Annotated in this window: 5 protein-coding genes; all 5 read left to right on the top strand. The window is 71.4% G+C overall.

Going from position 1 to position 5,119, the window contains the following annotated elements:
• Positions 1–23: 23 nt before the first annotated feature.
• A complete protein-coding gene (gene ftsW, locus G3I53_RS08800; protein ID WP_164334352.1) occupies positions 24–1,376 on the top strand; it encodes a putative lipid II flippase FtsW in 1,353 nt (450 codons plus the stop codon).
• A 6-nt stretch (positions 1,377–1,382) separates the two neighbouring features.
• Positions 1,383–2,477 (top strand): undecaprenyldiphospho-muramoylpentapeptide beta-N-acetylglucosaminyltransferase, encoded by a 1,095-nt coding sequence (gene murG / locus G3I53_RS08795; RefSeq protein WP_164334353.1) that lies wholly within the window; start codon positions 1,383–1,385, stop codon positions 2,475–2,477.
• A 25-nt stretch (positions 2,478–2,502) separates the two neighbouring features.
• Complete coding sequence (locus G3I53_RS08790; protein ID WP_164334354.1) at positions 2,503–3,297, top strand: FtsQ-type POTRA domain-containing protein; 795 nt, start codon at positions 2,503–2,505, stop codon at positions 3,295–3,297.
• A gap of 279 nt (positions 3,298–3,576) precedes the next feature.
• Entirely contained in the window at positions 3,577–4,773 is a 1,197-nt protein-coding gene (gene ftsZ, locus G3I53_RS08785; RefSeq protein WP_164334355.1) for a cell division protein FtsZ, read from the top strand.
• The coding region (locus G3I53_RS08780; RefSeq protein WP_164438199.1) for a laccase domain-containing protein at positions 4,770–5,119 on the top strand (350 nt) is incomplete at its 3' end. The genes ftsZ and G3I53_RS08780, both read left to right, overlap by 4 nt.

Here is a 5,119-nt window from a genome sequence, read left to right as displayed (position 1 = left end):
GGCGTACCGCGGAGGACGCCGCGATGCCCGGTAGCCGCACCGGCCGGCCGCCGGTGGCCCGCGCCTCCCGTCCGGCCCCGGGCGCCCGCCCCCGGCGCGAGAACGCCGTCCTCGCCTTCTACCGGCGCGCCCACCGGGCCTGGGACCGCCCGCTGACCGCCTACTACCTGATCCTCGGCGGCAGCGCGCTGATCACCGTGCTCGGTCTGGTGATGGTCTACTCGGCCTCCCAGATCACCGCGCTGCAGATGTCGCTGCCCGGCTCCTACTTCTTCCGCAAGCAGCTCCTCGCCGCCGTGATCGGCTCCGTGCTGCTGCTGGCGGCCTCCCGCATGCCGGTCCGGCTGCACCGGGCGCTCGCCTACCCCATCCTCGCGGGCGCCGTCTTCCTGATGGTGCTGGTCCAGGTGCCCGGGATAGGAGTCGCGGTCAAGGGCAACCAGAACTGGATCGCCCTGGGCGGCTCCTTCCAGATCCAGCCCAGCGAGTTCGGCAAGCTGGCGCTGGTGCTGTGGGGCGCGGACCTGCTGGCCCGCAAGCAGGACAAGCGGCTGCTGACCCAGTGGAAGCACATGCTGGTGCCGCTGGTCCCGGCCGCGTTCATGCTGCTCGGCCTGATCATGATCGGCGGCGACATGGGCACCGCGATCATCCTCACGGCCATCCTGTTCGGCCTGCTCTGGCTGGCCGGCGCCCCCACCCGGCTGTTCGTCGGCGTCCTGTCGGTGGCCGCGCTGATCGGCGCGGTCCTCATCCGGACCAGCCCCAACCGCATGGCCCGCCTCGCCTGCATCGGCGCCACCGAACCCCAGTCGGGCCCGGTGGACTGCTGGCAGGCGGTGCACGGGATCTACGCCCTGGCCTCCGGCGGGATCTTCGGATCCGGGCTCGGGGCGAGTGTGGAGAAATGGGGGCAACTGCCCGAAGCCCACACCGACTTCATCTTCGCCGTCACCGGTGAGGAACTGGGCCTGGCGGGGACGCTGTCGGTGCTCGCCCTGTTCGCCGCTCTAGGCTATGCGGGTATCCGCGTGGCCGGACGCACGGAGGACCCCTTCGTGAGGTATGCCGCGGGAGGCGTGACCACCTGGATCACGGCCCAGGCCGTGATCAACCTCGGTGCGGTCCTCGGACTGCTGCCGATCGCCGGCGTCCCGCTCCCGCTGTTCTCCTACGGGGGTTCCGCCCTGCTGCCGACCATGTTCGCCATCGGGCTGCTGATCGCCTTCGCACGCGACGAGCCCGCTGCGCGGGCGGCGCTTGCGATGCGGCAACCCCGCTTTGGTAGAAAGCGGGCCGGGGGTTCTCAGCGGCCCCGGAGATGGAACACGATGCGACGGCGTGCCCCGGGGGCGCGTCCGTCCGGAGAGCGGTGAATTTCGGTGCATGTCGTACTCGCCGGCGGAGGAACCGCGGGCCACATCGAGCCCGCGCTCGCCCTCGCGGACGCCCTGCGCAGGCAGGATCCGACCGTGGGCATCACGGCCCTGGGCACGGAACGCGGCCTGGAGACCCGCCTGGTACCCGAGCGCGGGTACGAACTGGCGCTCATCCCGGCCGTTCCGCTGCCGCGCAAGCCCACGCCCGAACTGATCACCGTCCCGGGCAGGCTGCGCGGCACCATCAAGGCGACCGAGCAGATCCTGGAGCGCACCAAGGCCGACGCCGTGGTCGGCTTCGGCGGCTACGTGGCCCTGCCCGGCTACCTCGCCGCCAAGCGCCTCGGCGTGCCGATCGTCGTCCACGAGGCCAACGCCCGCCCGGGCCTGGCCAACAAGATCGGCTCGCGGTACGCCGCCCAGGTCGCCGTCTCCACGCCGGACAGCAAGCTGCGCAACGCCCGCTACATCGGCATCCCGCTGCGCCGCGCCGTCGCCACGCTGGACCGGGCGGCCATGCGGCCCGAGGCCCGGGCCGCCTTCGGGCTGGACCCCAACCTGCCCACGCTGCTGGTCTCCGGCGGCTCACAGGGCGCCCGCCGGCTCAACGAGGTCGTGCAGCAGGTCGCTCCCTGGCTCCAGCAGGCCGGGATCCAGATCCTGCACGCGGTCGGCCCGAAGAACGAACTGCCGCAGGTGCAGCAGATGCCGGGGATGCCCCCGTACATCCCGGTAAGTTACCTGGACCGGATGGACCTCGCGTACGCCGCGGCCGACATGATGCTCTGCCGCGCGGGCGCGATGACCGTCGCCGAGCTCTCCGCCGTCGGGCTCCCGGCCGCCTACGTCCCGCTGCCCATCGGCAACGGCGAACAGCGGCTCAACGCCCAGCCGGTGGTCAAGGCGGGCGGCGGACTGCTGGTCGACGACGCGGAACTCTCCCCCGAGTGGGTACGGCAGAACGTACTGCCCGTGCTGGCCGACCCGCACCGGCTGTACGAGATGTCCCGCGCCGCCGCCGAGTTCGGCCGTCGGGACGCCGACGATCTGCTCGTCGGCATGGTGTACGAGGCGATCGCCGCCCGTGCGCACCGCTAGAGGCGTATGACGGAAGGCAGGGAGCGTGGCCGGATCGACGACCGCCGAGCGCGGTGAACGACAGCGGGAGTCGTCCGGCCCGCCGCCCGCCCGGCGCCTGGGCCGGCGGCACCTGCGCCTGCTGGTCGTCCTCGGCATCGCCGCCGTGTTCCTCGGCAGCGGCAGCTTCTGGCTGCTGTACGGATCGGACCTGGTCCGGGTGGAACGCGTGTCCGTGTCGGGCACCGAGGTCCTGACCCCGCGACAGGTCCGCGAGGCGGCCGACGTCCCCCTCGGCGGACCGCTGGTCTCCGTGGACACCGGCGCGATCGAGGCGCGGCTCGCCCGGGAACTGCCCCGGATCGACACGGTCGAGGTGGTCCGTTCCTGGCCGCACGAGATCGTCCTGAAGGTGACGGAACGCTCCCCGGTCCTGCTCATCCACAAGGGCGGCAAGTTCGTCGAAGTGGACGACGACGGCGTCCGGTTCGCCACCGTGTCCAAGGCCCCCCGCGGGGTGCCGGAGCTGGAACTGGCGGTCTCCCGCAGCGGCTCCGGGGCCGCGAGTCTGCGCCGCTTCGGCGAGAACCGGCTGGTGCGGGAGGCGGTCCGGGTGGCCCGCGACCTCCCCGCGCCGGTGGCCGGCGCCACCCGGACCGTCAAGGTCCGTTCCTACGACGCCATCTCGCTGGAGCTGAGGGACGGGCGGACGGTGGACTGGGGGAGCAGCGAGAAGGGCGACCGGAAGGGCCGCACGCTCACCGCTCTCATGAAAGCCGTCCCGGACGCACGGCACTTCGACGTCAGTGTCCCCACCGCTCCGGCGTCATCAGGGAGTTGACGCGCATCCGTGCAGGCCAGCACCCTGGTTGGGCAGCGCTACGCCTGATCACATAGGGTGAAAAGAAAAACGGGAGGTTCGGCGTGTTCGTTGAACGTGCGCCACTTGTCGACTTAGTGTCCTGTTCAGAAGACTCCAGGGAACAGACACACTGGTAACCCTAAACTTCAACGTTAGGGTTCGGGTCGGCGATACGGACCGTCCCAATCGGCATCAGTCGTCGGATCGCGGCAAGGCCGTGAGGCGGCGACACGTAACTCGAGGCGAGAGGCCTTCGACGTGGCAGCACCGCAGAACTACCTCGCAGTCATCAAAGTCATCGGTGTCGGCGGCGGTGGTGTCAATGCCATCAACCGGATGATCGAGGTCGGTCTCAAGGGCGTCGAGTTCATCGCCATCAACACCGACGCGCAAGCTCTGTTGATGAGCGACGCCGACGTCAAGCTGGACGTCGGCCGCGAACTCACCCGCGGACTCGGCGCCGGAGCCAACCCGGCTGTCGGCCGCAAGGCCGCCGAGGACCACCGCGAGGAGATCGAGGAGGTCCTCAAGGGGGCCGACATGGTCTTCGTGACAGCCGGTGAAGGCGGCGGCACCGGCACCGGCGGCGCACCCGTCGTCGCCAACATCGCCCGTTCGCTCGGCGCCCTCACCATCGGTGTGGTCACGCGCCCGTTCACCTTCGAGGGGCGGCGGCGCGCGAACCAGGCCGAGGACGGCATCGCCGAGCTCCGCGAAGAGGTCGACACCCTCATCGTCATCCCCAACGACCGGCTGCTGTCCATCTCGGACCGCCAGGTCTCGGTGCTCGACGCGTTCAAGTCGGCGGACCAGGTCCTGCTCTCCGGTGTCCAGGGCATCACCGACCTCATCACCACCCCCGGCCTGATCAACCTGGACTTCGCCGACGTCAAGTCGGTCATGTCCGAGGCCGGTTCGGCCCTCATGGGCATCGGCTCGGCCCGCGGCGACGACCGCGCGGTGGCCGCGGCCGAGATGGCGATCTCCTCCCCGCTGCTGGAGGCGTCCATCGACGGCGCCCGGGGCGTCCTGCTCTCCATCTCCGGCGGATCCGACCTCGGTCTGTTCGAGATCAACGAGGCCGCCCAGCTGGTGAGCGAGGCAGCCCACCCGGAGGCCAACATCATCTTCGGTGCCGTGATCGACGACGCCCTCGGCGACGAGGTCCGCGTCACCGTGATCGCGGCCGGCTTCGACGGCGGCCAGCCGCCGGCGAAGCGGGACAACGTCCTCGGCTCGTCCTCGGCCAAGCGCGAGGAGCCCGCCCCGGCCGGCCGGCCCGAGAGCCGCCCGTCCTTCGGCTCGCTCGGCAGTGTCACGCCCAAGGAGGAAGCGGAGCCGGTCGCTCCGGAGCCGGTCGCCGACCTCCCGATCGCTCAGCCGCCGGTGCCCCCGTCGCGGACCTACGCCGACAGCGCGGCCGAGGAGCTGGACGTACCGGATTTCCTGAAGTGATAGGACTGCGCGAGAGCGTGAGCGGCGCGCACTTCGCCTTCACCGACCGGTGGGGCGGGGTGAGCGCCGCTCCGTATGAGGAGCTCAATCTCGGCGGAGCGGTCGGTGACGACCCCGACGCCGTCCGCGTCAACCGCGAGCGGGCGGCGGCGTCCCTGGGCGCCGACCCGGCCCGCGTGGTGTGGATGAACCAGGTGCACGGGGCCGGCACGGCCGTGGTCGACGAGCCGTGGGGCGACCGCCCGGTGCCCGAGGTCGACGCGATCGTCACCGCCCGGCGGGGGCTGCCCCTCGCCGTGCTCACCGCCGACTGCGTGCCGGTGCTGCTCGCCGACCCGGTGGCCGG

This window comes from Streptomyces sp. SID14436 (assembly GCF_010548465.1).
Classification (GTDB): domain Bacteria; phylum Actinomycetota; class Actinomycetes; order Streptomycetales; family Streptomycetaceae; genus Streptomyces.
Note: the sequence above shows the minus strand (reverse complement) of the source record. Positions and strands in the feature narration are given on the sequence as shown.

What these genes read in the sequence shown, in the direction of transcription:
- ftsW (WP_164334352.1), top strand. Translation starts at nt 24, where the DNA reads ATGCCCGGTAGCCGCACCGGCCGGCCGCCGGTGGCCCGCGCCTCCCGT.